A 26,902-nucleotide genomic window follows, 5' to 3' on the forward strand; every position below is an offset into this window, starting at 1 on the left:
GCGGGTGCCCTTCCGTAGCTCTTCGCTGCGTGATGTATCGGCAAATATGCGGGTAACTGCAAAACAAATACGATACAACGAAGAAAATGAGGAATGCAGTTGTAAGTGACTGTGGATCTTAAATCAGAACAGATAACCGGCTATAAGGGTGAGCTTTTGAATATAATGAAGAGAGGCCGGAAAAATAGAGAAAGATGAGGAAGATGATATATGTGTGGGATTATTGGATATACAGGAAAAAGAGAGGCCAGTGAGATCATGCTGGATGCGCTGGAGCTTCTGGAGTACAGAGGCTATGACAGTGCAGGGATTGCGCTGTTCCCGGAGAAAGGGGGTCCGGTAAGAATCTTTAAGAAGGCGGGCAGAGTGCATGACCTCAGGGAACTCTGTGCAAAAAATGATGTCACAGGTCACTGCGGAATCGGCCATACAAGATGGGCAACCCATGGGGGTGTGAGTGATGAAAATGCCCATCCCCATCATTTTAAAGATGTGACGATTACCCATAATGGGATTATAGAGAACTACAGACAGCTGATCGAGAGGTATGAGCTGGACGGAAAACTGACCTCTCAGACAGACAGCGAGGTGGTGGCGGCTGTGCTTTCCCATTTTTATACAGGAGATCCTTATGCAGCAATCAGGAAGACGGTGCTGAAGCTGAAGGGAACCTTTGCGCTGTCGATCATGTTTGATGATATTCCCGGTAAGATCTTTGCGGTCAGGAATGTAAGTCCGATCGTAGCAGCCAATACAGAGGATGGTGCGATACTGTCCTCCGATGTGGCAGCGATAGTGCCTTTTACAACACAGTATTTTGTTGTACCTGAGTTTCATGTGGTGTGCCTTTCCGGGGATGGAATTGAGATGTATGATCTTTCTGGCGATAAGGCAAGGATCGACTGGCTGACAGTGGACTGGGATATCAGCCGCAGCGATAAGGGTGGTTATCCTTTTTATATGGAAAAGGAGATCATGGAGCAGCCAAGGGTGATTGGTGAAACAGTGAAGCCAAGAATCAAAGATGGAAAACCGGATTTTACAGCAGAGGGAATCCCGGATGAGATGCTTGCATCCTGCAGAAGGATCTGTGTGATCGCATGCGGAACAGCCATGCATGCGGGACTGGTAGGAAAGAGCCTGATCCAGTCACTGATCGGTATTCATGTGGATGTAGTCATGGCTTCCGAGTTTATGTATAATGATCCTATTGTGGATGAAACAACGCTGGTGATCGCTATTTCCCAGTCAGGAGAGACGATTGACACGCTGGAAGCATTGAAGTTTGCCAGAAAGTGTGGATCACCCAGTATTTCCATTGTTAATGTAAAGGGTGCATCCATTGCAAGAGCCAGTGAATATGTGATCTATACCAATGCAGGTCCGGAGATCGCAGTGGCAAGCACCAAGGCCTATACGACCCAGCTTGCCGTGCTGTACCTTCTGACTGCAAGAATGGCTATAGCCAGAAAGCTCTGGAGTGATGAGCAGATGAAGGAATACATGGAGGAGCTTCAGAGAGTACCTGCAGTTATGGAAGAGGTACTGAAAAGCAAGGAAGAAATCCATCATATCGCAGATACCATGTTGAATGCAAGGGATGTGTTCATGATTGGACGCGGTCTTGACTACTCCATTTTACTGGAAGGATCCCTGAAGCTGAAGGAGATTTCCTATATCCATTCGGAAGCTTATGCGTCCGGGGAGCTGAAGCATGGAACCATCGCTCTGATCACGGAGGAAACACCTGTGATCGCGGTAGTGACGCAGGATAAATTAAAGAGCAAGGAGCTGTCCAATATCAAGGAAGTACAGTCAAGAGGAGCCAGGGTGATTCTTCTGATCAAGGGACAGGAAGAACTGGAACAGGAGAAGATCTGGAGCCGTATTTTCCGGCTGCCTGTGATGAAGGATGAGTTTATGGTAATGCCTGTATCCATCGTGCTGCAGCTCATTGCATATTATGTTTCCCTGGATAAGGGACTTGATGTAGATAAGCCGAGAAACCTGGCTAAGGTAGTAACGGTAGAATAAAAAGGGAAGATGATAACAGAACCTATGGAACAGAATGTAATCGAAATAACATTAAATAAGGTGGGCTTTGAATATGATATCCACTCACTGGTAAAGGCTTTTTATCCGGAGTGTGAGGTCAGAGTCCATGCAGAGGGAGAAGGGGAACCCGGAAGTTCATCCGATGGGTACCCGGATCTTTCCCTGCAGATCGGGGAAGAGGAGATCGTCCTGGTGCTGATCCAGGCAGGAGGAGGTTCCTCTTCTTTTCATGCAAAAAAGGTAGTGATTTCAGATGCACCTGACAGAACAGAGGTAAAGAACCGTTTAAAGAAGCTGATCTATGTCGCACTCTCCGAATATACGGGAAAGCAGCTTCCCTGGGGGACGCTGACTGGGATCCGGCCAACGAAAATTCCCATGACAATGCTGCTTGAAGGAAGGAATGAGGAAGAGATCCTCTCCTATATGAAGGATACCTATCTGGTCAGTGAGGAAAAGGCAGGGCTTTCCCTGGAGATTGCAGAGAGGGAAAAGGAGCTTCTTTCCACGATCCACTATCAGGACGGCTACAGCCTGTATATCGGGATCCCCTTCTGCCCGACTACATGCCTGTATTGTTCTTTTACGTCCTTCCCGATCGTATCCTGGAAAAAGAGAGTCAATGAATATCTGGAAGCAGTGGAAAAGGAAATTACCTTTACGGCAGAGATCTATAAGGACAAGGTACTGGACACAGTTTATATTGGCGGCGGAACACCAACTACACTGTCAGCAGAGGAACTGGAGAGACTTCTTTCTTTCCTGAAGAAAACATTGGATTTTTCACAGGTGAAGGAATTTACTGTGGAGGCCGGAAGAGCCGACAGTATTATGGCAGATAAGCTTGAGGTATTAATAAAATACGGCGTGACCAGGATCTCTGTCAATCCACAGACCATGAAGGAGGAGACCCTGAGACTGATCGGCAGACAGCATACGGTAGAACAGGTAAAGGAAGCCTTTTATCTTGCCAGGGAAAAGGGCTTTACCAATATCAATATGGATCTGATCCTCGGACTTCCGGGAGAGGATGAAGAGGACGTCAGGAGAACTATAGAAGAGGTGAAGAAGCTGAATCCGGATTCCCTGACAGTACATTCTCTTGCCATCAAACGGGCATCACGGCTGAATCAGTGGATTGAGGAAAACGGGATCGAGGCACTTCACAATACAGATGAGACAATGAAGATTGCCGAAAACGGAGCCAGGGAAATGGGGATGGTTCCCTATTATCTCTACCGTCAGAAAAATATGTCTGGCAACTTTGAAAATGTGGGATATGCAAGAGAAGGCAGGTTTGGCATCTATAATATCCTGATCATGGAGGAGAAACAGACCATCGTGGCATTAGGTGCCGGTAGCATCACCAAGCGTGTATTCCCCGACGGAAGGATCGAACGGTGCGATAATGTCAAGGATGTAGGGCTTTATATCGAAAAGATTGATGAGATGATTGAGCGGAAGCAGAAACTTTTTGCAGAAGAATAAAAGGGTTTTTCTTCCTGAAATAGTACATCAAATGAGGGTTAGTACATCAAAAGTACATCAAAAAAATACCCAATCATACTGAATAACCTATGAGATGTATTGAAACAACCTAATAACTGTGCCTTAAAGGACGAATTCATTTTAGAAGATGAGTTCGTCCTTTTCTGTTATAGTCAATTATTTAACACTATATGGTGCGGCAGCAACAGATAGTGTTATGAGCAAGTAGCAAAGCGGATTGCGAATATCCGTTTGACATCAAGGAGGAAAAGAACATGAACAGTACAGCGTTAGGTGCAGAGAACATTATTTTTATCAGCGAAGCACATGAAAAATTCTACTATGAAAAATTAAAAGAGGTGCCATGAGCCATCCGATGGAAGTCGACGCTGATCCGCTCGGCAATATCACCCGTATCAACAATGCACTGGAAGCAATGCCGGCACAGCTTGAGGAAGCACAGACGAAACTTTCCAATGTGGAACATCAGCTTGAAACTGCGAAAGCAGAGGTAAATAAACCATTTGCACAGGAAGCGGAGCTTAGTGAGAAGTTGGATCGTCTGACAGCACTGAACGCTCTTTTGAATATGGATGAAAAGGGGAATGATGCGATTGGCATGGACGAGGAGGGCAGGAAGAAGAACCGGAAAGAAAACTTGCAGACCGACCAGCGGAACGGACTTCATTAAAGGGGAGACTCTCCGAAATGAAGGCAAGGGTGTCCGGGACACCTGCAGGAAGGGATGCAGTGGATAAGACAAGAGGAAGGAGGAAGTAATATAATTTTCATAATTTTTGTGTTGCAAAGCGGATATTTCCATAATAGAATAAAGGTAGAAAAGAATGCAAATTACATTGAGTAATAGGCAGAAGAACAGCCATACTAATAAAGGAGGTGTTTATATGGCAACTTCTAGTATCACGAAGAATTTTATCATATCCGGTCAGAAGCAGGTAGAGATGTTTGTCGATGCGATAGAGAATTCTGCCAATAATCGCCCGGTGCGCACTCCAGTATCTGCGAGACAGATAAAAGGAGAAGCAGAGTTGAGAAAATTCATGGAAAAGAGGAAGAAAGCGGATGTCGGTCAGAGATAATTATACGATGATTAACATTCGTGAGTATTTAGCTTTAGGAACTGATGAAGAGGTCGGAGAGCCTGCGCTTGTCAGAATGCTCTCCGATTTTTCATGTCCAAAGAACCCGGATGTTGAATATTTTTTGAAGAAAAATGCAATAGAGTTTACCAAAAAGAATCAGTCCGTTACATATTTGGTCTTTTCCAATGATGAGGGAGAACTGATAGGCTATTTTAGTATAGCATTGAAGCCTTTGACCGTGAGAGGTGAAACAGTAAGCAACACAGTAAAAAGAAAATTACTGCGAATAAGTGAGCTGGATGAAAAATCACAGACATATACAATGTCAGCATATTTGATCGCACAGCTTGGCAAGAATTTTGCTGAAGGTCGAAACAATAGAATTACCGGAGCAGAGATGCTGGAACTGGCATGGTCGGTTATCGAAGAAATGCAGTATATGGGTGGAGGAATGGTGGTATTCCTTGAGACAAATAATGACGATAAACTGTTGAAATACTATAATAATAACAGATTTTCACAGTTTGATACCAGACAAACCACTTCAAAAGAACAGGAGTCACATGAGCTGGTGCAGTTACTAAGACTGCTTTAATAGTGTAAGGTGCTTGTCTCTTCAAAAAAAGAGAGATTTTGTAAACACGAATTATGATGACATAAAACAGGTATTCCGCATTTGAATCTGTTGAATATCGTTTAGTTGGAATTACGAATGATATTCCAGAACATAAGGAAAAATATGAAATGCATCGTTTGATTGGTGCACTTCTCTCAAGCGAATTGAAAGAGCAGGGAAAACTGGATATCATAGAACATGAGTATAATATCCCAATCAGCAGTGAATTTAGAGAGGATGTGAGCGTTATGTGTAATCTGAGTCAGGGAATTGTAGATGATACAAAGGTTGAGATCATTATAAATATGTATGAAAATAAGTTTTCTTTAGAGCAAATTTCGCTTGCAACGAAAAAAAGCATTGCAGAGATTGAAAAAATTATTAAAGAAAATAAATCGGTATTGGTATAAGTAACAAGTAAATACCAAAGAATCAGGCAGTAGATCAGTAAATGATTTGCTGCTTTTTCTTTTATCAAGGCAGTCCATTGTGGGCTGCCTTTTATCATGCAAAAATGGAGGTAATCTATGACAGATAATCAGACAGAAAAACAAAAAGTACAGGAACTTACAGACAAGGATGTGGAGCTTACTATGATGGATGCGCAGAAAGAGATTGATGCATTGCAGGATTCGGAGACAGAAATCAATAAATCACAGGAACAGCATGAAGCTTCTGATGCACGAAAAGCTGCACAGTTACTTCATGGAAGTATGGATAAGTATGGCATTTACCAGTTAAAGAAGAATCCTGAACTGGATAAGTTCCGCTTTGAAGGAACGGAAAGTCTGAAACGTATGGGGATCACCAAGTATAATTTTGATACCATAGTGCCGGAGAATTATGAACAGGTGTATATGGGGGAATTGTCTGAATTCCGGGGAAGGACGCAGGGGGAAACACTGGGAGCCATCTATACGAAGTTCAATATTGATCACCCGGCAGACTACAAGGCACATTCTCTTTCTGTCAGTGACATTGTGGTACTGCATGAAAACAGAGAAAACAGCGCACATTTTGTGGATACGTTCGGATTTACCGGTCTGCCACAATTTCTGCATGAACTGGAAGAAAAAGCAGAAGATCTTACGGTCACATTTACTGTGGCAGAATGTGGAGAATTTCATGACATCGGAGCATATTATGAGGATATTCCAACCATTGAAGATGCTATCCGGATTTACCGGAAACTGGATCCGGCACGGTTAAATGGAGTTCCGGCAATCGGAGTGAATCTTCATGTAGAGGGAACCGACTGCCTGGAGGATGACCAGGTGGATCTTCTTACCGGAAAGACGATTGATGTAGATTTTCTCAACTATATGCCGGATGTGAGAGATCATCCGAGCGTGCAGGACGCTATTAAAAAGCTGGTAGAGGCATTCCCGGAGAAAGAGGTCAATGACCGGGAAACGAAAGAGCAGAAAATACAGGCACTTGCGGGAGAACTTGATCGGTTATCCTATGACATGGATCCTTATGAGTATGGGGATACGGTATCGGATCAGGAAGCGCAGGTGCAAAGGATCGCAGAAGATATACGCAATGGAAACATCGGACATTTGCAGAATTTTTTGCAGACTTCCATAGAAGAAGGCACCGATGAGAACAGTGAGCAGAGAGCCAAAGAGCTGCTTGCAAAACTGGCAGAGTACAAGCCGCTTGCTAAGATCGAGGAAATGGAAGAGCAGAATTATAACATGATTGACAATGTGCTTAACAATGGTGTGGAAAAATTTAATCGTAAAGAAGATAAGCAGAAGCTGCAGCAGGGACGTACATCGTTGAAAGAGCGTCTTTGCACAAAGCAATGTGAAGTTTCGGAAAAACAAGTCAGAGATCCGCAGGATCAGAATAAAGTTAAAAAGAATAGCAGGGAGATGTAGATAATGAAAAATCCATTTACAGTAGAGGAGTTAGAGTTAATTGGCAGAATGTGAATAATAATATATGGTCAGCATATAATAAAAGTGAAACTGGACATTTTGTCGGAATTAATATATAATATGTATTGCTATAATTGAAATCTTGCATTGGAGGTAGACGATGAATTCAAAAAGTATTGTAAGAATTATTGAGATACAGATAGAAAATTTCAAGAATGTGAATTATGGAGATGTAAGGTTAGTAAATTATGCTAATGTGCAATACCGGGGGAATATAGAAAGAGAAGATATCAATGGGATTTATGGGCAGAATGGTTCGGGAAAAACGGCAGTAATAGAGGCCCTTGACATTATGCAACATGTTTTAAGTGGCAGAAAAATTGATTATGATACGTATGGGGGAATGTTTGACTGTGAGACCCCGGTAAATTTGACTGCACTTTTTTATATTCAATGTGATGAGAAGATATACAGGGCACAGTACAAAGTACGTCTGAAACAATTGACAAAAGAAAAGAAAATCGAAATTGAATCAGAGGAAATCAGGTACTGGAGCAGAGGAAAAAGCTGGAATTCTGAGAGAATATTTGAATTTCATAATCCATTTTATAATATGGATAATGTGATAGAAAATGTGACAGCACAAATAAAATCATTAAACGTAGGTGTTCCAGTTCCGAAGGCATTGAAAACGATACAAAGTATGGCAATTGTCTGTGCACAGAATAGTACTTCCATATATTTTAATGAGATGTTTATGAAAGCATTGTCTGCGCAGGATGCCGATAAAATCAACGAGGAAGAGCAGACTTTTCAAAAAATTATAGAAGCATTATATAGTTTTGCAACGTTTCGGTTCCAAGTGGTGAAAGTAAATCAGTTAGGAGCGAATTATGATAATGAATTTATTCCGGTGAATATTCATGAAGAGACAGAAAATGAAATATTGCAGGGATGCTTACCACTTTTTGTGAATGGCAGAGGGGAGTTCCCAGAAGAATTATATGAACGTTTAAGAAAAAGTGTGGAAGCAATTAATATTGCTTTGACAGCGATTGTCCCTGATTTGAAAATTAAAATGGAAAAAGTAGAAGAGGAAACAGGTAAAGATGGAAAGAAAATGGTCAAAGCCGAAGTCTATTCCATCAGGGGTGGCAAAAAATTTCTGACGAAGTATGAATCAGAGGGAATTAAAAGAATTATTTCTTTGCTAAATTATTTGATTTCCCTATACAATGATGAAAGAATCTGCCTGGTGGTAGATGAATTAGATGCAGGAATCTTTGAGTATTTATTAGGAGAATTGGTTGGCTTACTGGCGGATGGTGCAAAGGGTCAATTGATTTTTACGTCACATAACTTAAGAGTATTAGAGAGACTTGATAAGAAAAATATCATCTGTTCTACAATAAATCCGAGCAATCGTTATATTTCTTTAAAGGGGATTGAAAAAAACCATAATAAGCGTGATTTTTATATCAGATCCATTGTGCTGGGAGGTCAAAAAGAACGACTATATGATAACAGAGAACTGCAGGATATGAATTATGCATTCAAAAGGGCAGGAAGTATAGAAAAGGATGACGAAGAGATCGACCTGCCGGAAGACCTTTTACAGCTGCTTAATGAATCGTCACCAAAGGAATAGAGTAAAAGGAGAGTAATGCAGATGATGGATAAAGCTGTTATTTTTGTGGTGGAAGGGAAAACAGATAAAACTGCGTTAGAAAATATCTTCAAAAAAATATATCGTCACAGAGATATACAATTTGAATTTACAAGAGGCGACATTACGTCAGATGAGAACATAACAAAAGAAAAAGTAAAAGAAGAAATTTATAAAATTGTGAAAAAATATATGGACTATGCAAAATTAAAGAAAAGCAATGTTTTTCAAATCATTCAAATCTTTGATACAGATGGAACGTATATTGATGAATCCCATATCATGGAAGGAGATACAGAAGAATTTGTATATTCTGAAACTGAAATTTCCTGTAAATATCCGGAAAGAGTAAAAGCCAGAAATATACATAAAAAAGAATTAATGAATTTTCTGCTGGGAGAAAAGGAAATAGAAAATATCCCTTATGAGTGCTATTTTATGTCATGCAATTTGGATCATGTTTTATATAATAAAAATAATCTGACAGATGCAGAAAAGGAGAAGTATGCTGATAAGTTTCAACAAATGTTTATTGGAAAAGAGGAAAGGTTTATACCCTACATAAAAAATCTTGCCGCAGAGGACATGCCAAAGAGCCATCCGGGATCCTGGAGGTACATTAAAGAAGAAAGACATTCACTGGAGAGAAACAGTAATCTTGGTATATATTTTGATAGGAATCCGCTTCTATAAATGAATACACAGTACTGATTCCATAGAATATCACTACACATAGCAAATGATTTGCTGCTTTTTATTTTTATCAGGGTAGTCCATAGTGGGCTGCCTTTTGTTATACAAAATGGAGACAATCAGGGAATCCGTAAAAAGAGGCATGGGCGGTGCAATTTACGGTATTGCAAGTGTTACTATATTTATTAAATTTTTATAAATTTCCCCTGCACACAAAAATTTCACTTGTAATCTGGCAGGATATCAGCTACACTTTACGCATTCCAATCTGATATGGAGGATAAGAAAGAGTATGAGAAAGAAATGGATTTTTACCGGAGCGGCATTTGCACTTGCAGTGACCCTGACCGGATGCAGAGATAATGCGGCAGCCAGCATTCCGCAGCCAAGCAGCCAGGAGCAGACGAAGGAGCAGACACAGATGATCCCTATGGAGGAGGCACAGGAAGCGGCGTTAAAAGCAGCGGATATTGAAGCGGCAGATGCAGACATTTCAGCCACGACCTTAAGTGAGGTGGCGGGAGTGGCCTGCTATAAGGTGGAATTTACTTCAGGAGAGTATGCCTACGCCTACACGATCAATGCAGAGACAGGAGCTGTCATGGAAATGAGCAGCCAGGAGCAGAATGCGCAGGCTTCCGGGACACAGACGGAGGCGGCAGACTCCGCTTCCCCTGCTAAGGAACAGACCTCAGCCCCTGCTCCGGCACAGAACGCAACAGGTATCGGAACCGTGGATGAAGCAGAAGCACAGAAGATCGCACTGAAGCATGCCGGAGTGAAAGCGGCGGATGCAACGATCACCAAGTCAAAGCTTGACTATGAAGACGGACGGCAGGTATATGATATTGAATGGTATGCAGGTGGTGCAAAATATGATTATGAGATTGCGGCAGACACCGGAGAGATCATAAGCTCTGCATATGAAGAAAAAACGGTGGGAGCAAATAGCAATAACGTTACGGTCAGTGAGGCAGATGCAAAGAAAACAGCTCTTGACCGTGTAAGTGGTGCAACGGACAAAGATATCTACGAATGGAAGCTTGATTACGATGACGGACGTCCGGAATATGAAGGAAAGATCATCTACGGTGGAACGGAATATGAATTCACGATTGATGCAGCGACCGGATCCGTAATGGAGTGGGATGCTGAGAAGATCCGTTAGATTTGTCTGTGAATAATTCATGAAAGCCTTCATGAAATAACCCTGAAGTGACTGACCACCTGTATGGATTTTTCATCGTGGCAATGATATAATTTTAATATCTTTTGGAGCAATGAAAATGATATGGGAGGTATTAAAATGAAAAAGAAAATGGGGTATTTGCAGGTAATCCTTATGATCGGCTGTATTCCGATGATTGCAGCGATTGTTGCCCTGACAGTGTATGCATCAGCTAAAATGAAAAATGAGTTGATTGACAGTACCTATCTGCGGCTGAAGGCTTGTTCCACATCGGTGGAACAGTATTTTACATGGGATATCCGTGAGGATATTTTGGAAAAGGATGACATAAGCTATCAGTTCATAGACTCCCTGCAGGAGGAGCACATTGAACAGACACTGTTCATGGGGGATGAGAGGTTTATTACTTCCATTGTGGACGAAGATGGAAAACGGATTGAAGGAACCAAGGCAGATCCTAAGGTATGGGAAACCGTTAAAGCCGGTAATGATTATATGGCAGACGGAGTGAAAATTAACGGAGAAAGGTATTATGTCTATTATATGCCGGTTCGGTCAGACGATGGGGAGATTTTGGGAATGGCTTTCTCCGGAGAACGGGAAAGCGCAGTCCGAAATGCAATATCCGGTATGTTGAGAAGCCTGGTTCTGCTCGCTGGATGTATGATCGTTCTTTTTACTGCAATATTGGTTTATCTGTCGTTCAAGATACGGAAACCATTATTGGCGACAGCAGAATATATTGACTGTGTAGCAAATGGAGATCTGTCCGGCAATCTGGAAGTAAAATCTGTAATTCGTGAAGTGACGACTCTGATCCGGGCATCTGCAGCTCTAAAGGATAAATTGAACAGTATTGTCACAGAGGTGGATGGGCACGCAATGCAGCTGGACAACAATATGGAATCGTTAAATGTGCTGGCGTCTGCAAGCAGTAAGGGAGCAAACCAGATCAGACAGGCCATTGATGAGCTGTCTAAAACAGCTGTATCACTCGCAGAAAATGTACAGTCTGTTAATACCAGTATGATGGAAATGGGGAACAATGTGACTGCAATCCATTCCGAGACGGTGACATTGAATGAGAACTCCGATAAAATGGATCACGCAAACCGTAATGCTTCAGAATCCATGAATCTGGTACTGACAAGCTCTCATACATCTTCGGCTATTATTGAAGAGATGATAGTACAGGTAAAGGCGACAAATGAGGCTATTGCGTCCATTAGTAAAGCAGTGGAACTGATTTCCGATATTACTTCACAGACGAATCTGTTGTCATTGAATGCGTCCATTGAAGCTGCAAGAGCTGGGCAGGCAGGCAGAGGCTTCGCTGTGGTTGCTACAGAGATCAAACAGCTCGCAGACCAGAGCAGCCAGGGTGCGGCTGCAATTAAAAATATTGTGGATGACATTCTCGAGAAATCCAATAAATCTGTAGAGCTGACAGAACGGATGCGTACGCTGGCAGAAAAGGAGCAGGCAGATATCGGAAGTGCTAAGACCGGTTTTGATACCCTGAGCCAGATTATTGAGGCTAATGTCGCTACTGCGGGAACTATTGCAGAAAAAACAAAGAACCTGGAGGAATTGAAGCAGACTATTATAAATAATATAACTGAACTCAGTGCGATCAGTGAAGAAAATGCTGCAAGCAATGAGGAAGTAACGGCGAATGTGTCAAGTATAGCGGAATCTATTGACAGAATTTCGGAAGATACCGGAATGATTAAAAAGGTATCTGCTGCTTTGGAAGAACAGATGAAGTATTTTAAGAAGTCATAGTATTCTTTTTGAAAATATCATAGATTCAGATGCGGAAAACCCGGATTCAGGGAAAAGGTGAATTGACTATTGGAAAGGGGATATATGTCACTTTTAGGAGATTTGACAATGAAGAGCCGTAAGGAGGAAGTCAGGCAGGCAGATACTGCGAATCTGATAAAGGGAGCATCTCTGCTGATGACAGGTTCATTGTTAGCATCCTGTGCGACAACAGACTGGTCGTTTCTGATCAGACAGCTCCTGCTTGGCACAGGGGTGGTCTTATGTATACTGGGGATTCCTTTCCTGAAACGTTTTTATAAGGAAGTAAAGGACTTCCGGGAATATGTCCCAGCGTGGGATAAGGGGCGTGGGATTTTTGACCGGATGGCACTTCAGCTGAACCACTGGTACGAAAAGGAAGAGGAACCGGTAAGCTGTGACGGGGATACCCTGTATTATCTGAAGCTGCAGAAAGAGCGTCTTGATGAAAAGAGGATCCATATGCGTAACCGGGTTTATCCGGCCAGAGGAAAAAGCTTTGGAACAGCGACAGTGTCCAGAAAATCTGCATGGTATACGACAGATATGTCTTATGAAAATATCAGCAGGGAGCTGCAGTTTATAAGAGGGACGGAAGTGCTGTATCAGCGAAATGTAGAGCAGGTGATGTATGAGATCATAGCGCATTCCCCAAATGAACGGGAGATGGCACATCTGATGGTAACCTGTCCGAATTGTGGCTGTGTCAGTTCGGTAGAGCAGCTTGGTAGCGGGTGCCCATATTGTAAGACCCAGTTCCGGGTAAAGGATCTTTTCCCGAGAGTGATCAATACATATTTTATCAGAAGTGATTCTATTTCGAAAAATATTACCCAGCAGCGTATCGTGATCGGTGCGTCTATGGGGATTGTGCTGCTGATCTGTATTCCGGGTTCCCTGATTTCCAGCAATGGAAATCTGCCTGCAGCGCTGTTTACAGCTTACCTGGCAGCACTGATCGGAGGAGGAATCTTTGGATGGATGGCATCGGCGGTTCTTATGCTGACATCTCTGTTTCAGAGAGATGGAATGAAGCATCTGCCATTGATTCCTTTTCTTTCATCCAAGAGCAAAATTAAGAGAATGATGACAGAGTATGATCCGAATTTCTCTTATGATAAATTTGAAGGACAGCTGGTTGCACTGATCCGTATGGTGGTGTTTGCAAAAGAACCGCAGAACCTGACAGCGTACCGGGGAAAAGAGCGGGATGCACGTTTTCAAAATATTCTGGAAATGACCTATACGAATGGCATGTGTCTTAGGAATGTGAAAAGACAGGGAGATGATCTCAAGCTGACTATCCGTACCTGGTGGATCAATTACAGCGAAGAACAGGGAAAGATCAAAAAGACAGGTGACCTGATCGATGTAACAATCTGCAGGAATGTCGCGCACAGGGAGGTGCCGGGTTTTTCAGTTACTTCGGTTAACTGTCACAGCTGCGGAGCCAGCTTTGATGCAGTGCGTCAGCGGAACTGTCCGTATTGTGGAACAGAGTACCATATGGAAGAGGATTACTGGGTGATCGAGGAGATGAAGCTGATCCGGTAACATACAAATGGATGCCATGGTTATGAAACACCAATTTTGGAGGGCGTTACAAACAGAGAATATCATGGAAGATCGGCAATGTCTATTGAAAATAAATCTTTCGGTATTCTCTTGGTGAATATCCTTTCAGCTTGTGGAAAAGCCGGCTGAAATAAAGCTGGTTATCATATCCAACAATTTTAGAAATCTCATTGACGGAATAAGTTGTTGTTTCCAGTAACATCTGAGCATTGTTGATTCGGATTCCCACAATGAATTGCATTGGTTCTAATAGTTGTGGACCAGTTGTATTGGAGCAGTACCGATTTGATGATGTATTATTCCGGTTCCAGTTTACACTGATACCGTATGTAAAGGGATAAAATTCTAAGTGCGATGAAGATGAGGAGCAAAGAAATTCGATGGAAGAAAAAAAGTATTTGAAATCTGGAGGTTTGGCTGCGCTGAAGCCACGAATCCAGAATTGACATATTTTCATAGTACATTATCTGTCATCGTGTCGGAGGCATTAAAGGTCTGCATAAGCCGTCTGGGATACAGCTTACAGAGTAATCACGAGCTTAAACCAGCCGCCCTCTGTGGAAAAATCATAAAAAGCATTATGCTTTTCACAGAAAGCTATGATGGAGCGTGTGCCAGTTCCATGACCTGTTCTGGTGGAGGTGGGGAGTCCGTTTCTTCCCAGGGTGATCTGTCCTTTGTAAGGGTTTGCAATCTCAAACATAAAGGCAGGCTTGTAGATACAGCGGATGATAATTTTTCTCTCATTCTCCGGAAGCTCTGCACATGCTTTTGTGGCATTTTCCAGAGCATTGGCAAAACAGATGGAAAGCTCGGCGGAATCAACAGGGAGGTTTTCCGGAATCGCAAGATGGTGCTCTATGGTAATGCCCAAATCCAGGGCCTGCCCAAGATAAGCAGTGAGGGTAGCATTTAATATGGGATCACTGCAGTAATAGGTGGGAGTGCTCTGCCGGTTCAGCTCAGTTGATTCGGATACAAGCTCAAGGATGGCCTTAGCATTTCCTTCTTTAGCAAGAGAAGCGATACCGGACAGCATCTTGTGAGTATCCTGCCAGATAAGCTTTACTTCTTTGGCGTTCCGTTTCGTATCTTCAACATGTTTTTTTATGCCCTGTATCTGGATTTTCAAAATCTCACGGTTCTGTTCATCTATCTGATACTGATACTGAGTCCGCAGATATTGAAAAACAGCATAATAAATGATGGCGATGACAGCACCTGAGAGGTAGAACAGAAGTGGAAAAGCCGGGTTTTGTGTGTAATGAACCGGATAGAGAGCAAGCGTCATTACAAAGAGAAAAAAGGCGATAGGGATCAATGCGAGAATTCCAAAGCCCTGGGTATTGATCCCGGCTATATCCGGAAAAACTCTTCTCAGAACAAAAAATTCCAAGGCAATCGCAGCAAGATAGGCAGACAGAAGAAGTATTGCATTTGACAGAAGCGTGCCTTTAAACAGCGTGTTGAGCAGTGTCACACTGATAAGAAGGTAGAGTGAGAGCAGGAGCTGCGACAGGCATTTGAAGATATGCTTTGAGACGGAGGTGTCTGCGGTCATATAGATCATGATCACACCCGGCAGAGAAATAGTAAGGATAACGCTTCTGAGAAAAGACAGAAATCCCCAAAAATGCATGGAAAAAAAGGTGAACACAATTGTATAAATGGCATATCCGCCTAAAAACAGCAGGTTCCTTTTATAGTTTTTTTTCATCGGAGAAGTGGCAACGACCATGCCGAGCGTGCCAAATATGGCGACAAAGATACGGTAGGTCTGGTAAGCCGCATTATCATCAAAAATCATAGTATTCCTCCATTTTGAACATTATCATAATGAGACCATAACCTTAAACCAACCGTTTTCAGCCGTAAAGGTGTAAAAGGCATCATATTTTTCACAGAATGCCACGATGGAACGGATATGGGCTTCCATACCGCCCTCCGGTAAAAGAGGAAGACCATTTCTGCCAAAGGTTATCCTGTCCGGCTGAGGATTTTCGATCTCAAACATCATTCTGGGTTTCCCAATGCATTTAAAAATAATTTTTCGTTTCTCCTTTGGCAGCTTTTCACAGCATTCTATGGCATTTCCAAGCGCATTAGCAAAGCAGATGGCAAGTCCGGCAGAGTCAACCGGAAGAATATCCGGGACAGTGACGGAGGTTTGAAGCAGGATACCGGATTCCTCTGCGGATTTAAGATAAGAATAAAGTGTTGTATCCAAAAGGGCATCTGTGCAGTAATGGAAGGCTTCAGGCATATCAGGCTTCTGTCCGGCGATACCGGTAAAGTCAAGGATCGCCTGCATATCTCCGCTCTCAGCAAGGGATGCGATAGTGGAAAGTATGTGACGGGTGTCGTGCCGGATGATTTTTGTCTGCTTTGCAAGTTTTTCCATGTCGGCAGCCTTTCTTTGTATATTTTGTACCTGCAGCTCAAGGATTTTCCTGTTCTGATCGATTTCCTGCCTGTGATACTGCATAGAAAGAAATACGCCGATCGCAGTGTAAAGAATGACAATGACAACACCGAGCAGATAGATCAGTATGATACTTGTGGGGCGTTTACTATAATGCTCCGGATAAAAAGCAAGTGCTACGGCAAGGATGATCAGCGCACAGGGAATCAGGGAAAGGATTCCCCAGCCTTTTCGGATCTCTGTAATAAAATCCAGATAGATGCGGCGCATGAAATGAAAATCAAACAGGATGACAAGCAGATAGGCGAGCAGACGCATCAGGATATCTGAGAGCTCCGTTCCGTGCAGCGCAGTATTTATGAGTGTGATGGTGGCTGCGATATATATAGAAACAAGTATGTGTGTTGCACGGATGAATACAAGCCGTGGAAATGGCTCGTCAGACATATTATGCAGCAGAAGGATGGCGGGAAAGGATATTGTCAGGATAAATACCCGCAGTAAATGCTGGTAGCTGAAAAAATAGATGATTGCGTAGGATGAAATTATGACATAAATGAAGTAAGAAGCAAAAATCATGATACGTATGGGCTTCTCTTTCACATAGCGGAACTTCGTGGTGGAGCCCATCATGCCAAAGGTACCTGCGCAGGTGATCATAACTTTTAAGATCAAAAAAATAATATTATCCTCAAAAAGCATAGTATCTGCCTCCATTCAGCCAAAAGTCCGCCCACTCCTTCTTGACTGTTTCGTACATACGGCGGGGAACCGGAACACGAAGATCTCCGGTCAGCAGCAGGTCTGATCTTGTAACCTCTGTAACATGGAATAAATTGACGACAAAGGAGGAACCTACCAGAAGCATTCTTTTGTGCGAAAGCAGCTCAGATACAGCATTTTGGAAAGAACCGTTGAAGCTGGTGCTGTGTATCACAGTATTATCTGCCAGATGATAATCGATATGTTTATCTATGCGCTCTGCATACCGTATGTCTGTGATGGGGATCATACGGATACTGTCCGTGGTCTTGATGGCAACGGTCTTTTGCATGATCTGTGAAAAGGAGCGGTAAGCCTTGTCAAGGCTTTGGAAAAACAGTTCGCTCTCGACAGGCTTTAACAGATAATCAAAGGCATCTACCCGGTAAGAATCCAGCGCAAAGTCAGGAGAGGTGGTGAGGTAGATCAGGAATCCCGTATCATCACGCATTCTCAGGGCAGCGCCAAGCTCAATACCATTCATCTCCGGCATAATACAGTCCAGAATATAGAGGTCAAAGCCACCGTGTTCATCTACATGGTTTATAAGTTCTTTTCCTGATGCAAAAGAAGATAAGGAAAGAGTCCGGTCAGAATGTATCTGTTTATATTGTCTGATAAGCTCCCTGGTCTTTTCATGGTTCGTTATTTCGTCATCACATAAAGCAATCTGCAAGGCATGATCCCCCTCCCGGTTTATCGTTTTGCGATTACACCTATAGTGTAGCAAAGAAGGCAGGATGAGTCAACGAAACAGGGGGTGACCAAATCCGAACAAAAAGCTGCCAAATCCGCAATGATGACCATAACAAAAAGTAATTCCGATATACTTTAGCTGAAAAGACAGAAAAAGCTTTCAGAAGATAAAATGGGAAGGTGAGCATTATGAAGATACATAAGCTTAAGGCCGGAGAAAAAGCTGCGCGTATCACAGCACTGGTTCTGACAGCAGCACTGGTATTTACAAGCATTGATCTTTCCGTGTTTGCAACTGCCAATGAAGAAATAAAAACACAGGAAGTGATCACGGGCTTTGGAGATCTGGATGAATCGGTCGCAGTGCAGCTTTTGCCGGTCGGTGCACAGGAAAGTGAAATCGTATTTCCTGATACCCTTACTGTAATGTTGGAAACAAACAGTGTGGAGGAGTCCACCGGGGATGTAACACAGGAGACAGAAGAAGAACCGGCGGAGGAGGAAAAACCGGCGGAGGAAGAACAACCGGCACCGGTAGAAACGATTCCCCCTGTAAAAAGCATGCGGGAGACTTCCATTCATGTGACATGGGAAAACAACACAGCGGACAGCTTTGACTCTTCCGCATTGGGAAATCATTATGTTTATATTCCGGTTATTCCGGAAGAATACAGGGTAGCGGATGGTGTCAGCCTTCCGCAGATCAGTGTGACAATTGCAGCCATAGGAGGACAGGAGTTTGCAGAACTGCTTGCATTGTTAGAGAAGCTGCCGGATCCCCTTACCTATCTCTCCTCAGGTGAGAAAAATAAGGATATGATAGATCCGGAGCAGCTTGCCGAAGCAAGGGAGAAGCTGGACGCATGGCTTGCAGAAAATAAAACAGATGATACAGAGAATAAAGAAACACTTTCCGGGGAAGAGGAGGAGCGTCTGGCGGAGCTTATCCAACGTCTGGAGGGGCTGGAGCATATACGAGATACGGAGACGGACTGTATGGATCTGGAATGTCCGTATCACTATCCGGAGATGATACAGCAGCGGATGGAGGAGGATGAGCTGCCGGAGCTTCTGACACTGGAGGATCTGGTGGAGGACTACGGTGTGGAGCCGCCGGAAGAGAATGCCATGCCTGCTGCTGTCTGGGATACAGACCAGCCCCGGCGGGCACCTGCCAAAGCTCCGGCTCTTACACCACATCCACAGACCCTGATGGTTACGACAGATAACGAGAACAACAGCCATACGGGGAAGGCAGATGGCGACATTGATGAGAACATGGGTTTTTCAAACAAAAAACATCCCATCGAGCTGGCTTTTACACTGGACGAGCTTCCTACGCAGAGTGCCTATCTGGCTGTGAAGGCTTATGATGTGGATGAGGATGACGGTGAGACAGATTATGTGTATCTCAATGATGATATATATCTGCCGATGGATCAGACAAATCAATCTGGTAAAAAATATAATAAAGAGACGATCGGTTATCTGTCTGGCACGGACAATACGTGGAATACGACTGTATTGGAGATCCCCCTTGAAAAATTAAAAAAGGGAAAGAATGTCATATCTGTAACGGTGGCACCGCGAAGCTGGATTGTAAGAATAGACTGGATGCAGCTTGTGCTGGACGGTGGTGCAGCAGATCCCAACATTGAAAAATTTTCCCTGGAGCTTCAGGATACATCCACAAAAGGTAAAACGGTTACCGTACAGTCTCTTGTGACAATCCGGCAGAAAGGAAACAAAGAATATGCGACAGAGTATACACTGACACAGACAGAGACAGGAAATGCACTGGATGCCTGCTTTGGAAAGGCTAAGTCACAGGAGCAGATTGCCTTAAGCATGCCCCTTAACTCGCCTGGCGGTGTATATAAAATTACCGGAATTCTTAAGGATCCGAAAACAGAAGAAATCAAGGCAACAGACAGCTTCAGCTTTTATTTTAATCAGGGCGTGGGTCTTGGCCCGAAGGTCAGCCATACGCTGTCGCCGGATATACTCACCAATCGTGACGTGATGATAACGGTAAAGGCTGAGGATATGCTGAAGCTGGGAATCACGGATGTAAAGGTTACAGATGGAGCAACGAAGACAGCGACAGTAAACAAAAAATACACCTTTACGATAAGCTATAAGTTAAAGGGCAGTGATATGTCCTTCCTTTATCCGGTATGGGTGGATAATATCGACAAGACGGCACCGGTGCTCACCTATACGCCGGTCACTGTGGTGGAGGATGAGCAGCAGGAGACGGTGGAGAAGCTGTTTGGTGAGGCACTCTCTGTGACGGATAACCACAGGCTTGCAGAGAAGCCTTTGACTTACACCATACTGAAGGATATCGCAGCTCTTCCGGGGAAAAAGACAATCAAAGTAACAGCATCCGATGCCGCAGGAAATACGACCATTAATAATTATGTAATCACGGTGACTGCAAAGCCATTGGAATTAAAGCTTGGTGCGCTTACCGAAGTTGCAGGAAGCAAGGACAGCTTCGATCTGAAAGCGGTTCTGGCACATACCGGTGGAGATACAATTAAGGAAACCGGCTTTGTATGGGGCGTTATGCCTGCTCCGACGGTGGACTTTCATAACGGCAGCAAAACAACTGCTTCAGTCGTTACAACAAAAAATAGAAATCTGAATGTGAAAGCCACAGGTCTGAATGCCGGCGTGGAATACTATGCGCGGGCATATGCGAAGGTTACGGCTGACGGCAAAGAGAAGGTGTATTACAGTGAAGCGGAAAAATTCGGCTTCGGAATTCCTAAGTACGGTACATTTTCCGTGAGCAATGTATCAGGCAGTGGTGGCAAAGCAACCTTTACGATCACAAGAAGCAATGGAACGGATAAATTGCAGATGGTATATTACCGTACGGTAAACGGTTCGGCGGTGGGTGGTACACATTTTACTCATCAGCAGGGGGCTGTCTACTTTGAGGCAGGGGAAACGTCAAAGACCGTGACGGTGACGGAGCTTGGTGTGACAAATGCTTATCAGAGTAAAGCGGGAACAAAGTATTCCAATGCCGACAGAACCTATTCGCTGGAGATCTACCGCGTGGGAGGCGGCGGAACGATTGACCAGACACGCCGCTCGATGCAGCGGACAATGCCAAAAGACAGCAGCTATACTGTGGACCGGTCGGTTTATACAACAGAAAAAACGATCACACATGTCGCTGAGACATCCGGAACAAAGGGAAAACGGATTGCGGATACAGATGATTCACAGGGTGGAAAAAGAAACAATGTGAGCTTTCTTACAAACCGCAAAAAGGATACAAACTATAATACCAGCAGTTCTTTTTCCGGCTACTATACGGATATACGGCAGCAGGAGTATCTAAGGTCCACAGCCAGCGGGTGGTATTACCGGTATGTGCTGAAGGCATATGAAGAGATTGACGGCTATGAACACGCCTATCTGGGAACCGAACCATTAGAAGATAGAAATTATGATACAGAGAATAGAAAAGAGGATACAGCTGTCGCAGGAGTAAAGGGGCAGCTCTGGGCATGTAATTTTCTGCAGCCGAAAGGAAAAGCAGCAGGCATCTATTCTTTTCCTGACACCAGAACGAGAGGAGGGGAAGGAGCAGGCTATCCCAAAAACAGCTCCGGTACGGCGCATGGTTACAATGGCAAAACCTGGGTGAAGCTTGGGGTGGATCAGACCTGCTACGCCTATTTTGGTGCGACTGGTGCGGATAGTGATATATGGTACGTGGACGGCCTGCAAAGCTTTGTGATGGTCAATGACGAGAAGGAGCCGGCTCTCCTTGGCGTTGCACCGATGGCAGGAGGCACCTATCTTCCGGGAGATCCGATCACCGTAGCGCTGGTTTTTGACGAGATTGTGGACAGGCAGAATAGCAGCTTAAGCAGCAGCCTTACGATCTCTACGAATGTGGGAACCCTGTCCTATGCCGGTGGTGCGGATACGAATGTGCTTTATTTTACAGGGAAGGTATCCTCTGATGTCAGCTTAGATCGTGCGGACGCACTGAAGGTCAACAGCATCAGTAGTATTGGCAGCATTAAGGATATGTGCCATCTATCCGGTACGAGCCAGACCTTTTCGGGCGGCAATACCAATATCCAGGTGGATGCCACGAAACCGGTACTGACCGTTAGGGCGGATACCAGCGGCAGTCTGCCTCGTCATAAGGCAACGATCACAGCCAAAGGAGCAGACTCCCTTCAGTATGTATGGACGAAGGATGCTGCACTGCCAGGCTATGGCTGGCAGACCATCACAAGCGGTACGCAGCTCACAGAGAGCAGAGGAACCGCGGGGCAGACACAGACCTGGTATCTGCATGTGCTCGCCACGGCAGCATCGGGTGCATCGACCCATCAGTATCCGGCCTTTACCTTTATGAATCCTGCAATCACGGATGTGTCGGTGAGGGCTGACAGAACGGCAGCATCAGCGGACGCAGCCGATGTGTGGAAGTCTGGTAAATATATCGTGGTGCAGTATGCGGGTGCCCAGAGCACAGGGACAACGCTTACCTTTGACGGACCAAAGAAGGAAGTGAAAAGTATTACATCCTCCAATGGCTCAGCTAATCTGTATGTCACAGAAAATGGAAGCTATACCGTTACGCTGACGGATACCTATGGGAATGTGATATCCAAGACCATTGAGGTTAAAAAAATAGATAGTAAAAAACCGACCGTGACGCTTCGCAGCGGCAGCAGCACCGAAGCGGACAGGGTATACAATGAGCTGACCATTGCGGTACTTCCGGAGGATACCGGTGGCAGCGGTGTGGCAAAGGTGGAGTATGCATGGACGAATACGACAGGGACTCCTTCTCCTTCTACATGGAAGATACTGACTGCGGTTGCAGATGGCAGCTATCAGGCACAATATACCGCAGCAGAGACGTCAAAGACTGAAAAGTACCTGCATGTAAGGGTGACAGACGGAGCTGGAAATGTATCGGAAACCGTGAAGTCAGGACCTTATCATGTGATAAAGAAGGCAACTGCAGCAGCCCTTCCTTCCATTACAGTAACGGGAAATCCGGCTTCGTGGACAAAAAATGCCACACTTACATGGAAAGCGGCACAGGGAAGCGGCACAGGTGCGGGAGCGCTTGCGTTTGTCTACACACCGAAGGGTACAGTGACTGAGAATATGACCGTCGGAAGCTGTACTGTGACGAAAAACGGTGTCTATGAATTTATGGTAATGGATAAATTCGGGAACTCTGCGGCAGCAGAGGTGCTTGTGACCAGAATCGACAATGAGGCACCGAAACTGGCATCTTTTACAGCTGCCGGTGACAAGCCGGGAACAATAGAACTGATTGGTGTTACAGATAACCATACGGCTGTTTATGATAAGAAGGGAAATATTACAGGATATGGTGGCAGCGGTATCCGTACCGGAGAGTACAGGATGCCGCGAGAGAGCACCTGGACAACCTTCACAGGAAACAGCTTTACCGTAAAGAAAAACGGAAGCTATGTGGTAAGGCTTACGGATAATGCGGGAAATGTCAGCGAAGAATACCGTGTGGAAATGACGGATATGGATGTGACAGCACCAACAGTTGGCTGTACAGTCAATGGAACGCGCAATGGAACAAGCGGATGGTATCTGGATCCCAATGTTTCAGTAAAGCTTACATTTGCGGATATGGCAGGAACCGAGGGAGGCACACCCAGCGGCGTTCAGAGTGCAGCGTATCAATGGGTGACAGATACTTCTAAAAAACCGGCAACAGGAATGGTCGACCTTGACGCAGCCGCGGTTAAAGCGGGTGAATATACGATTTCTTTGTCAGACTATTATGGAACCTGTTATTTATATTATAAGGTGACAGACCGGAAGGGAAATATACGGGATGGTTTTTCAGAGCAGATAAAAAAGGATGATGTCCATCATCTGGAATTTACTGGACCAAACAAGGCACAGCCCTTGTCCGCAGGACTGTCCATGGGTGTTTCTCTTACCTATGGACCATCAGGAGGAAAGCTTACCGGAACGGCACAGACGGAGGTACTGGCAGAGCTACCGGCTTATCAGGGAATCTACAGTTCATCAAAGCTGAAAAAGAAGCAAGCGGTCTACACTGTAAAAAGCACTGGAACAAAGCAGATCCAATATTATAAGAAGGCATACAATGACAGCACTGCCTGTGAGCAAAAGACTTTTTATGTCAGACAGATCACCTTTGACAGTCAGGGTGGAAGCAGCGTGGAGCCTCAGCTTATATGGACGACCTACAATGGTCTTACTCCAGGGGCGGCTGTGCAGTGTGCGGTCACGGAGCCGCAGGAACCTGTCCGTGAGGGTTACACCTTCGGAGGCTGGTATGGGGATGCGGGATGTACAGACAGCCGGAAATTTAATTTTGATACCCAGTCGCAGCTTATGACAGACACAACGCTTTTTGCAAAGTGGATACCGAATTCCTATCGTGTGTATTATAATCTGTCCCTGCCGGATGGCAGCGTTTATGAGCCGGAAGACATGTATAAAAGCTATGTCCATGGACAGGAGCTGACTATGCCGGTTCCATCACAGGAAGGATATGTGTTCTGTGGATGGTATGATAATGCCGGTTATACAGGAACAGCCTATACGAAGATCGGGGCAGCGGAATATGGAGACAAAATCTGCTATGGTTATTTTAAGGATGTACAAAAGCCAAAGCTTGCTGCGTCAGTAAAGAGTAATGTCAGCCCGAATCCAAAGGGCTGGTATAATACGGATCAGATCCGCATTGTTTTATCTTATTCCGATAACAAGGGAGTCAAAAGCCTGTATGGTAAGGTGGATGATAGTGGGTATGAAGAGATCAAGGGTGTTATTACAGAAGGGGGAACAACCATAACAAGGGATTATGCCTGTGTCGAGGGATGGCACACCTACACCTTCAAGGCAGTGGATGCAGCCGGAAATGAAACGGTGACAGACACCATGACCGTACAGCTTGATACGATAAAGCCTGTGATTGGTGATGCAGCCTTCAATGAGGGATATAAAAATCTCTGGAACTGGCTTATCCGAAAAGACAGTCTTGAAATTACGATTCCTGTCGAAGAAACGGGAAGTGGAATAGAGAGTGTGGAGTATAAACTAATACCGGAAGATAGCAGTACAGCAGGTCAGCCATCGGTAAAAAAAGCTTCCGTGGAGAATCATGCCGGTTATAAGGCAGTGATCTATATCAACCCGGATTTTAAGGGGAAAATCATGATTACTGCCAGGGATCATGCAGGAAATGTGTCGGATACGAAGATGATAGGCACGGATGGCAGTGGCATCCATGGTGTTATCGTGGAGGATAATGCACCGGAGATCACATTTTTGGTAAATGGCAGTGAAAGTCCGGAAAAAGAATATGAGAAAGCGCCGACAGTCATCGTGACGGTAAAGGATGACAAGGAGAATGCTATTTCCGCGGGACTGGCTTCGGCAGCTTATCAGATCGGAAATAGTGCAGAGTGTGTAGTACAGGAGGATTTTACCACAAGCATTAGAACAGAGGTCAAATTCAGCATACCCACAGAGAAGCTTCCGGCAGCCGGTGCGGATATTATCGTGAAAGCTATGGATAATGCCGGAAACCGGGCAGAAAAGAAAATCACTGTAAGGATACATACTCACAGTGCGGTTCTGGTGCAGGCTGTAGAACCAACGTGTCTTGCCAAGGGAAACAAAGCCTATTATGTCTGTGACTGTGGAAGATGGTATGCCGACAGCAGTTGTACGACAGAAATCACATCGCAGGATGTGGTACTGCCGGCAAAAGGACATAGTTTTAGCGGAGATTACGTATACGATACAGACGGACATTGGAAAGTATGCAGCCGTTGTGATGCATTGGGAAAAAAGCATAGCCATGTATATGACGATGACAGGGATACCATCTGCAATGACTGCGGCTTTGACCGGACGATAAAGAAGCCGGAACCGGAGAAACCGGGAGGCGGCGGAACAGAAACACCATTACCACCAGCGCAGCCAGAAAAAACGGAGAACAAGCTGGAGAACAAGCCGGAGAACAAGCCTGCTGGCAGTCCGGATATATCCGGATCATTGGAGAAGCCGGCAGACAAGCCTGGTATATCAGAACAGCCGGGCATAAAAGACATATTACTTGTACCGGAAATGACAGCCGGCGGCAAGGTGGACACATCGGGTGAAGCTGTGCCGACAGGAAATGTGAAGGGCATGGCAGATACAAGTACTGCCCTGAAAATTGGAGAAGGCACAGTCACTGTAATGGTTGTCTGTGAGGAACAGGAGTATACGGCAGGAGTGTCTGATACTGCTGCAGTAGTGAGTGCAGTGCTGACACCGGCGCAGCTCCAAAGTGCAGCTGCTGGAGAAAACATAGAAATCCGGGTAGAGGTGAAAGATATTTCCGGCAATGTTCCAGAGAAGGATAAGAGTGCGATCGAGAACGGTATAAAGGAGTACCATAAGGAAATACCTGATCTGGTACTGGGAATGTATGTTGATATTTCTCTGTTTGTTAAAATAGGAGAAGCTGACTGGAATGCTGTTACAGGAACGGTAGAACCGATCGAGGTAGTGATCGGTATTCCTCAGAAGCTGCAAAGCATTGCCAGAGAGTTTTTCATTATCCGTTCCCACGAGGGGGAATATACCCTTTTAACCGATATGGATGATGCACCGGATACAGTAACGATCCATACAGACAGATTTTCTGCTTATGCAATTGCGTACAAACAGGTGAGTCAGACACCGCAAGCCGGTAAATGCAGTTTATGCCACATTTGCCCGACCTTCCTTGGCATCTGTTATTTTGTGTGGCTGATACTTATCATGGCAGTGCTTTTGATTGTATGGAGAGTTATACGAAGAAACAGAAATGTGAGAGAAAAACAGAAGTCGTAATGGGTAAATAAAACCCTTCAGAAATCCGATGAAGTGTGTCGGGATTCTCT

Annotated in this window: 16 protein-coding genes and 1 pseudogene; 13 read left to right on the forward strand and 4 right to left on the reverse strand. The window is 44.5% G+C overall.

What is annotated here, in order from left to right; genetic code table 11:
* Window positions 1-210: 210 nt before the first annotated feature.
* The 12 genes from glmS (at window position 211) to WJQ40_RS09430 (ending at window position 14,056) form a co-directional block, all read left to right on the forward strand.
* The gene (glmS, locus tag WJQ40_RS09375) at window positions 211-2,034 is read left to right on the forward strand and encodes a glutamine--fructose-6-phosphate transaminase (isomerizing) (protein WP_337539579.1); all 1,824 of its coding nucleotides are present in this window, start codon (window positions 211-213) and stop codon (window positions 2,032-2,034) included.
* 24 nt (window positions 2,035-2,058) lie between these two features.
* Window positions 2,059-3,543: a coproporphyrinogen dehydrogenase HemZ gene (gene hemZ, locus WJQ40_RS09380; RefSeq protein WP_337539581.1), complete on the forward strand. Its 1,485-nt coding sequence runs from the start codon at window positions 2,059-2,061 to the stop codon at window positions 3,541-3,543.
* Between the two features lie 364 nt (window positions 3,544-3,907).
* Window positions 3,908-4,234 carry a hypothetical protein gene (locus WJQ40_RS09385; protein ID WP_337539585.1) on the forward strand — a complete coding sequence of 109 codons (327 nt, stop codon included), beginning with the start codon at window positions 3,908-3,910 and terminating at the stop codon, window positions 4,232-4,234.
* Between the two features lie 214 nt (window positions 4,235-4,448).
* Window positions 4,449-4,643, forward strand: coding sequence for a hypothetical protein (locus tag WJQ40_RS09390; protein WP_117471369.1), 195 nt, complete (start codon window positions 4,449-4,451; stop codon window positions 4,641-4,643).
* Window positions 4,627-5,241: a GNAT family acetyltransferase gene (locus WJQ40_RS09395; RefSeq protein WP_117471368.1), complete on the forward strand. Its 615-nt coding sequence runs from the start codon at window positions 4,627-4,629 to the stop codon at window positions 5,239-5,241. Before WJQ40_RS09390 ends, WJQ40_RS09395 begins: the two co-directional genes overlap by 17 nt.
* Window positions 5,242-5,390: 149 nt before the next feature.
* Window positions 5,391-5,672, forward strand: a complete 282-nt coding sequence (locus WJQ40_RS09400; RefSeq protein ID WP_337539590.1) for a hypothetical protein — start codon at window positions 5,391-5,393, stop codon at window positions 5,670-5,672.
* A gap of 117 nt (window positions 5,673-5,789) precedes the next feature.
* A complete protein-coding gene (locus WJQ40_RS09405; RefSeq protein WP_337539592.1) occupies window positions 5,790-7,148 on the forward strand; it encodes a YodL domain-containing protein in 1,359 nt (452 codons plus the stop codon).
* 160 nt (window positions 7,149-7,308) lie between these two features.
* Entirely contained in the window at window positions 7,309-8,796 is a 1,488-nt protein-coding gene (locus WJQ40_RS09410) for an AAA family ATPase (protein ID WP_337539593.1), read from the forward strand.
* A 21-nt stretch (window positions 8,797-8,817) separates the two neighbouring features.
* A complete protein-coding gene (locus WJQ40_RS09415; protein ID WP_337539595.1) occupies window positions 8,818-9,507 on the forward strand; it encodes a hypothetical protein in 690 nt (229 codons plus the stop codon).
* A 292-nt stretch (window positions 9,508-9,799) separates the two neighbouring features.
* Complete coding sequence (locus tag WJQ40_RS09420; RefSeq protein ID WP_337539598.1) at window positions 9,800-10,675, forward strand: PepSY domain-containing protein; 876 nt, start codon at window positions 9,800-9,802, stop codon at window positions 10,673-10,675.
* A 138-nt stretch (window positions 10,676-10,813) separates the two neighbouring features.
* Window positions 10,814-12,481, forward strand: a complete 1,668-nt coding sequence (locus WJQ40_RS09425; RefSeq protein ID WP_337539601.1) for a methyl-accepting chemotaxis protein — start codon at window positions 10,814-10,816, stop codon at window positions 12,479-12,481.
* 108 nt (window positions 12,482-12,589) lie between these two features.
* Entirely contained in the window at window positions 12,590-14,056 is a 1,467-nt protein-coding gene (locus WJQ40_RS09430) for a hypothetical protein (protein WP_337539603.1), read from the forward strand.
* Between the two features lie 82 nt (window positions 14,057-14,138).
* Here the strand turns inward: WJQ40_RS09430 and WJQ40_RS09435 are convergent.
* The 4 genes and pseudogenes from WJQ40_RS09435 to WJQ40_RS09450 form a co-directional block, all read right to left on the reverse strand.
* A pseudogene (locus tag WJQ40_RS09435) lies at window positions 14,139-14,321 on the reverse strand (helix-turn-helix domain-containing protein); the annotation flags it as partial.
* A gap of 276 nt (window positions 14,322-14,597) precedes the next feature.
* On the reverse strand, window positions 14,598-15,884 hold the full coding sequence (locus WJQ40_RS09440; protein WP_337539606.1) for a GHKL domain-containing protein: 1,287 nt from the start codon (window positions 15,882-15,884) through the stop codon (window positions 14,598-14,600).
* 24 nt (window positions 15,885-15,908) lie between these two features.
* Window positions 15,909-17,201, reverse strand: coding sequence for a GHKL domain-containing protein (locus WJQ40_RS09445; RefSeq protein WP_337539609.1), 1,293 nt, complete (start codon window positions 17,199-17,201; stop codon window positions 15,909-15,911).
* Complete coding sequence (locus WJQ40_RS09450; protein WP_337539612.1) at window positions 17,191-17,937, reverse strand: LytTR family DNA-binding domain-containing protein; 747 nt, start codon at window positions 17,935-17,937, stop codon at window positions 17,191-17,193. The genes WJQ40_RS09445 and WJQ40_RS09450 overlap by 11 nt, the downstream gene beginning before the upstream one ends.
* A gap of 209 nt (window positions 17,938-18,146) precedes the next feature.
* Here WJQ40_RS09450 and WJQ40_RS09455 point away from each other — a divergent pair, with 209 nt between their 5' ends.
* Entirely contained in the window at window positions 18,147-26,852 is an 8,706-nt protein-coding gene (locus tag WJQ40_RS09455; RefSeq protein WP_337539615.1) for an InlB B-repeat-containing protein, read from the forward strand.
* The last annotated feature ends 50 nt before the right edge of the window (window positions 26,853-26,902 follow it).

It is taken from the genome of Suilimivivens sp., from assembly GCF_037359455.1.
Taxonomy (GTDB): Bacteria; Bacillota; Clostridia; order Lachnospirales; family Lachnospiraceae; genus Suilimivivens; species Suilimivivens aceti.

What these genes read in the sequence shown, in the direction of transcription:
- glmS (WP_337539579.1), top strand. Translation starts at nt 211, where the DNA reads ATGTGTGGGATTATTGGATATACAGGAAAAAGAGAGGCCAGTGAGATC.
- hemZ (WP_337539581.1), top strand. Translation starts at nt 2,059, where the DNA reads ATGGAACAGAATGTAATCGAAATAACATTAAATAAGGTGGGCTTTGAA.
- WJQ40_RS09385 (WP_337539585.1), top strand. Translation starts at nt 3,908, where the DNA reads ATGAGCCATCCGATGGAAGTCGACGCTGATCCGCTCGGCAATATCACC.
- WJQ40_RS09390 (WP_117471369.1), top strand. Translation starts at nt 4,449, where the DNA reads ATGGCAACTTCTAGTATCACGAAGAATTTTATCATATCCGGTCAGAAG.
- WJQ40_RS09395 (WP_117471368.1), top strand. Translation starts at nt 4,627, where the DNA reads ATGTCGGTCAGAGATAATTATACGATGATTAACATTCGTGAGTATTTA.
- WJQ40_RS09400 (WP_337539590.1), top strand. Translation starts at nt 5,391, where the DNA reads ATGCATCGTTTGATTGGTGCACTTCTCTCAAGCGAATTGAAAGAGCAG.
- WJQ40_RS09405 (WP_337539592.1), top strand. Translation starts at nt 5,790, where the DNA reads ATGACAGATAATCAGACAGAAAAACAAAAAGTACAGGAACTTACAGAC.
- WJQ40_RS09410 (WP_337539593.1), top strand. Translation starts at nt 7,309, where the DNA reads ATGAATTCAAAAAGTATTGTAAGAATTATTGAGATACAGATAGAAAAT.
- WJQ40_RS09415 (WP_337539595.1), top strand. Translation starts at nt 8,818, where the DNA reads ATGATGGATAAAGCTGTTATTTTTGTGGTGGAAGGGAAAACAGATAAA.
- WJQ40_RS09420 (WP_337539598.1), top strand. Translation starts at nt 9,800, where the DNA reads ATGAGAAAGAAATGGATTTTTACCGGAGCGGCATTTGCACTTGCAGTG.
- WJQ40_RS09425 (WP_337539601.1), top strand. Translation starts at nt 10,814, where the DNA reads ATGAAAAAGAAAATGGGGTATTTGCAGGTAATCCTTATGATCGGCTGT.
- WJQ40_RS09430 (WP_337539603.1), top strand. Translation starts at nt 12,590, where the DNA reads ATGAAGAGCCGTAAGGAGGAAGTCAGGCAGGCAGATACTGCGAATCTG.
- WJQ40_RS09440 (WP_337539606.1), bottom strand. Translation starts at nt 15,884, where the DNA reads ATGATTTTTGATGATAATGCGGCTTACCAGACCTACCGTATCTTTGTC.
- WJQ40_RS09445 (WP_337539609.1), bottom strand. Translation starts at nt 17,201, where the DNA reads ATGCTTTTTGAGGATAATATTATTTTTTTGATCTTAAAAGTTATGATC.
- WJQ40_RS09455 (WP_337539615.1), top strand. Translation starts at nt 18,147, where the DNA reads ATGAAGATACATAAGCTTAAGGCCGGAGAAAAAGCTGCGCGTATCACA.